The sequence below is a fragment of the Sphingomonas bacterium genome, assembly GCF_903644135.1.
GTDB lineage: Bacteria > Pseudomonadota > Alphaproteobacteria > Sphingomonadales > Sphingomonadaceae > Sphingomonas.
Genome location: NZ_CAHJXA010000235.1, coordinates 1 through 4,538, shown reverse-complemented (window position 1 = coordinate 4,538; position 4,538 = coordinate 1). Strand labels below are relative to the sequence as shown.

At 69.2% G+C, this 4,538-nt stretch carries 3 protein-coding genes and 1 pseudogene; all 4 read right to left on the bottom strand.

What is annotated here, in order from left to right:
• On the bottom strand, positions 1–1,241 hold a 1,241-nt coding region (locus HUU96_RS11760; protein ID WP_174292973.1), incomplete at its 3' end, for an ABC transporter permease.
• Positions 1,242–1,246: 5 nt separating this feature from the next.
• Positions 1,247–3,658 carry an ABC transporter permease gene (locus HUU96_RS11755; protein ID WP_174292972.1) on the bottom strand — a complete coding sequence of 804 codons (2,412 nt, stop codon included), beginning with the start codon at positions 3,656–3,658 and terminating at the stop codon, positions 1,247–1,249.
• A 1-nt stretch (position 3,659) separates the two neighbouring features.
• A complete protein-coding gene (locus HUU96_RS11750; protein WP_174292971.1) occupies positions 3,660–4,340 on the bottom strand; it encodes an ABC transporter ATP-binding protein in 681 nt (226 codons plus the stop codon).
• 8 nt (positions 4,341–4,348) lie between these two features.
• Positions 4,349–4,538, bottom strand: a pseudogene (locus HUU96_RS11745) (efflux transporter periplasmic adaptor subunit); the annotation flags it as partial.

Below are 4,538 nucleotides of genomic sequence, written 5' to 3'. Positions count from 1 at the left end.
TGCGCGCCCGCGCGGCCACCGCCCGGCGCGCGCACCGAGGCCAGCACGGCGGCGGGCTGGAAGCGTGACAGCAGCAGCGCGGGATAGGTGCCGGCCGCCAAGCCCACCACCAGCACGAGCAGCGCCAGCGGCACCACGATCCCATTCGCTCCGACATAGTCGATCGCCAGCTCCGTCCCGCCCAGCGCGTTGACGAACGGCAGCACCAGCTCGGCCAGCGCCAGTCCGATCAGCGCCGCCAACGCGACGGTCGCCAGCGCCTCGCCCAGGAACTGACCGATCAACGCGCGGCGGGTGGCACCCAGCACCTTGCGCATCGCCACCTCGCGCGCCCGCAGCCCGGCGCGTGCGGTCGCGAGATTGACGTAGTTGACGATCGCGATCAGCAGCGTGAGCGCACCCACGACCTGCAGCGTCGCGACCGTTTCCCGCTCGCCGTTGAGGAAGAGGTGGATCGCCGCCAGCGGGCGCAGCGATTGCCGGTACTCCGCTCGCTTCACCTCGCCTGTGGGAAATGCGTGCCGTCCTAGAAACGCGGGCAGCCCCGCCTCGAAGCGGTGGGCGGCGTCGGCGTCGGGAAAGCGCAGGAAGGTCCAGCCCACCGCGACGTTCCAATGGTCGTAGGCGGCGGCCTCGACGCGGTCGCGGGTCATTCGCACGAACAGGCTGCCGTTGAACTCCGTGCTGCGCGGCGCGTCGGCAACGACAGCGCCGACGGTGAAGGCCTGCGTCAGCCGGCCAATCATCAGCGTCAGCGGACGACCGATCGGCGAGCGCTCGCCGAAATAGCGGCGCGCCATCCTCTGGCTGATGACGACGCCATCGGGCGCGGTCAGCGTGCGTGCCGCGTCGCCTGCCACGACGCTATAGTCGAACAGCGGCAGGAATGCCGGGTCGATCAGCACGAGGTTCTCCGTGCTGGCTTCGCCGTCGCGCAGGATGGTGCCGCCGATCGCACTCCAGCGCGCGCCGACCAAGCCCGGGAAGTCGTGGCGGAGCAGGTCGAGCTCGCCGCCCATGACGTGCGGACTGTCGATGGCAGGCCGGCCCGGGGCGTCGTAGCGCTCCTGCATCACCCATAACCGCTCGGCTCCGGGAAAGCGGTTGAAGCTTTGCTCGTGCCGCACGAACAACGACAGCACCAGGAACACTGCGATGCCGAGCGCGAGGCCGCCGATGTTGAGCGCCGAGTAGAGCGGATGTCGGCTGATCGAGCGATAGAGAGCGGCCAGCGCGGACATCTGGATCACTCATGTCGCAGCGCGCGGGCGGGTTCGGCGCGGGCGACGCGCCAGGCCTGGCCGACGACGGTGGCGGCGGCGATCAGTATCGCCACGATGCTGGCTCCCACGAAGAACAGCGGCGACAGCGCCACCCGGTCGTCGAACCCCGACAGCCATCGCCGCATCGCCACGAAGGCGAGCGGCCAGGCGAGGAGATTGGCCAGCAGCACCGGCCGCATGAACTGCCCGATCAACAGCCGCAGCACGTCGCCGGTCGAGGCACCCAGCGTCTTCCTGATGCCGATCTCCTTGACCCGCCGCGCGGTGTCGAACGCGGCGAGGCCGTAGAGCCCGAGGCAGCCGATCACCACCGCCAGCACCGCCCCGATCGTGAACAGCCGCGCGCGCTGGGCGTCTGCCTTGTAATAGCGCTCGAACAGATTTTCCTCGACCGAGCGCGCCTCGAACGGGACGCCCGGCACCGCCCGCTTCCACGCCGCCTCCAGCGAGATCATCATCGTCTTGGTATCGACGCCGCTGTAGCGCACCGCACCGTAGGGCGAGAGGACGTCGACCGTATTGTAGGTATAGGCGACCGGATCGACCGGATCGCGCGGGCTGCGGAACCGGACATTGTCGACCACGCCGATGATCGTCGATGTCCTCACGCCATTGCTGATCGTCTTGCCCAGCGCCGCTTGGGGCGAGGCGAAGCCGAGCGCCGTGACCGCCTTGCGGTTGACGACGGCGTTTGCGGCGATCCGCTTGCGCTCATCGGGCGACAACAGACCCCGGTCGTCGGCGTGCGCGGCGTCGAACAGGCGGCCCGCGATCAGCCTGGCACCATAGACGGCGAAGTAATCGCGGCCGGTGCCGACATCCATCAGCGACACCAGCGGGCCCGTCGCGCCCGGCCGCGCATAGCCCGAGAAGTTGGTCGTGGACTGGTCGCCCGGCGCGTTGTTGGCGATGGTGACGCCGGTGACATGCGGCACCCGGGCGAAACCGCGCAGGATCGCCGCGCGCTGTGCCGCGTCGATGCCGCCAAGGTACATCGAGCGGACGATCACCAGCCCGTCGCGACGGAAGCCGAGATCGGCGGCGCGGATGTGCGCGGTCTGCGTCAGCATGGTGGCGGTGGCGATCGCAAAGGCGATGGCGATCGCGAACTGCACCACCACCAGTGCGCCGCGCAGCCGCGCGCCCGCCCGTCCACCACCCGGCGCGCGAGTCGAGGCGAGCACGGCGGCAGGACGGAAGCCGGACAGGACGAACGCCGGGTAGATGCCGGCGACCAGTCCCACCGCGAGCACCAGCGCCGCCAGCGGAGCGACGATGCCGTCCGCGCCGAGATAGCGGATCGCCAGCGTCGTCCCGCCCAGCGCGTTGACGAACGGCAACGCGATCTCCGCCAGCGCCAGCCCGATCAGCGCCGCCAGCGCGACGGTCGCCAGCGCCTCGCCAAGGAATTGGCCGACCAGCGCAAGCCGCGTACCGCCCAGCACCTTGCGCATCGCCACTTCCCGCGCCCGCAGGCCGGCGCGCGCTGTCGCCAGGTTGACGTAGTTGACGATCGCGATCAGCAGCGTCAGCAGCCCGACGATCCCAAGCGTCGTCACGATCGCGCGGTCGCCGGGGCTGTAGAGATGCATTGCGGTCAGCGGCCGCAGCGACTGGAAATACTCGCCTTTCTTGATGTTGTTGTTGGCATAGGCATGGCGATCAAGGAAGCCGGGGAGTTGCGCCTCGAACGCCCGCGCCGCGGCGGCGTCAGGAAAGCGCAGCAGGGTCATTAACGACGTGCTGCCCCAGTGATCCCACCATTCATTGCCGAAGCGCGCGCGCACCAAGGGCGCGAACATCTCGGCCTTGAGTGTCACGTTGTCGGGCATGTCGCGCAGCACCGCGCCGACGCGATAGACGTAGATCGTGCCATCGATCGAGATGCGCAGCGTCTGCCCGATCGCGGGCTGGCTGCCGAAATATTTGTGCGCTGTCTTCTGAGTGATGACGAGGCCGTTGGGATCGGCCAGCGTGACGCGGGGATCACCCTCGATAGCCGGAAAGCGCATCAAAGACAGGTAGTTCGAGTCGACTGCCGCAAGGTCCTCGGCGGTCGCCTGCGCGCCCTGAAGGACGGCCACCCCTAGCTGGTTGTAGCGCGTGCCGACAAGCTGCGGATAGTCCGCGCGCAGGATGTTGAGTTCGTTACCCAGCGTGTTTGGGCTGGTGTCGGTCGGGTAGCCCGGCATGACATAGCGCTCTTCCATGACCCACAGCCGGTCCTGTCCCGGCAGCACCCCGTCGAACCCGGTCTCGAAGCGCACGAACAGGAACAGCACGATGAACACCGCGATGCCCAGCGCCAGCCCGCCGATATTGAGCGCGGCGAACAGGCGGTGGCGGGTGAGCGAGCGGTAGAGCGAGGTCCACATGTCAGGCGGCCCGGCGCGCGGAGGAGAGGATGCGGCCATCGAGCATGTGGACGGTACGCTTGGCGACGTCGGCATGGGCGGGGCTGTGCGTCACCATGACGATGGTCGCGCCGTCGCCGTTGAGCTGCCGCAGGATGTCCATCACCTGCGCGCCGTTGTCGCTGTCGAGGTTGCCGGTCGGCTCGTCGGCGAGGATCAGGCGGGGCTCGCCGACGATCGCGCGGGCGATGGCGGCGCGCTGCTGCTGCCCGCCCGACAGCTGGTGGGGATGGTGGCCGCGGCGATGGGCGATGCCGACCCGGTCCATCGCCGCCGCCACGCGCTCCTTCTTCTCCTTGCCCGGCATCGTGCGATAGGCGAGGCCGAGCGCGACATTTTCGGCGATGGTCAGCTCGTCGATCAGATTGAAGCTCTGGAACACGAAACCCAGCCGGTCGCGGCGCAGCCGGGCGAGCGACGCCTCGGAGGCGGCGGCGATGTCGGCACCCTCGAACAGATATTTGCCGCCGGTCGGCCGGTCGATCGTGCCGAGCACGTTGAGCAGCGTCGACTTGCCGCAGCCTGACGGGCCCATGATCGCGACGAATTCGCCCGCCTCGACAGCCAGGTCGATGTCGGCGAGCGCGGTCGTCTCGACCTCGTCGGAGGCATAGGTGCGGCTGACGTCCTGGAGCTGGATCATGGCGGTTCCTATCGGAGCAGGAGGGTGTGGTAGGCGGCGTAGGTGCCGAGCGCGGTGGTGACGATGCGCTCGCCCGGCGCGAGGCCGGCGGTGACCTCGACTTGGTCGGGGTTGCGGCGGCCGGTGGTGATGGCGCGGCGCACGGCGCGGTGCTCGCCGTCGAGGACGAACGCGACGGTGCCGCCGGCGTCGAGCCAG

Bases quoted from the DNA above. Each gene is read 5' to 3' on its own strand.
- HUU96_RS11750 (WP_174292971.1), bottom strand. From the start codon at position 4,340: ATGATCCAGCTCCAGGACGTCAGCCGCACCTATGCCTCCGACGAGGTC.
- HUU96_RS11755 (WP_174292972.1), bottom strand. From the start codon at position 3,658: ATGTGGACCTCGCTCTACCGCTCGCTCACCCGCCACCGCCTGTTCGCC.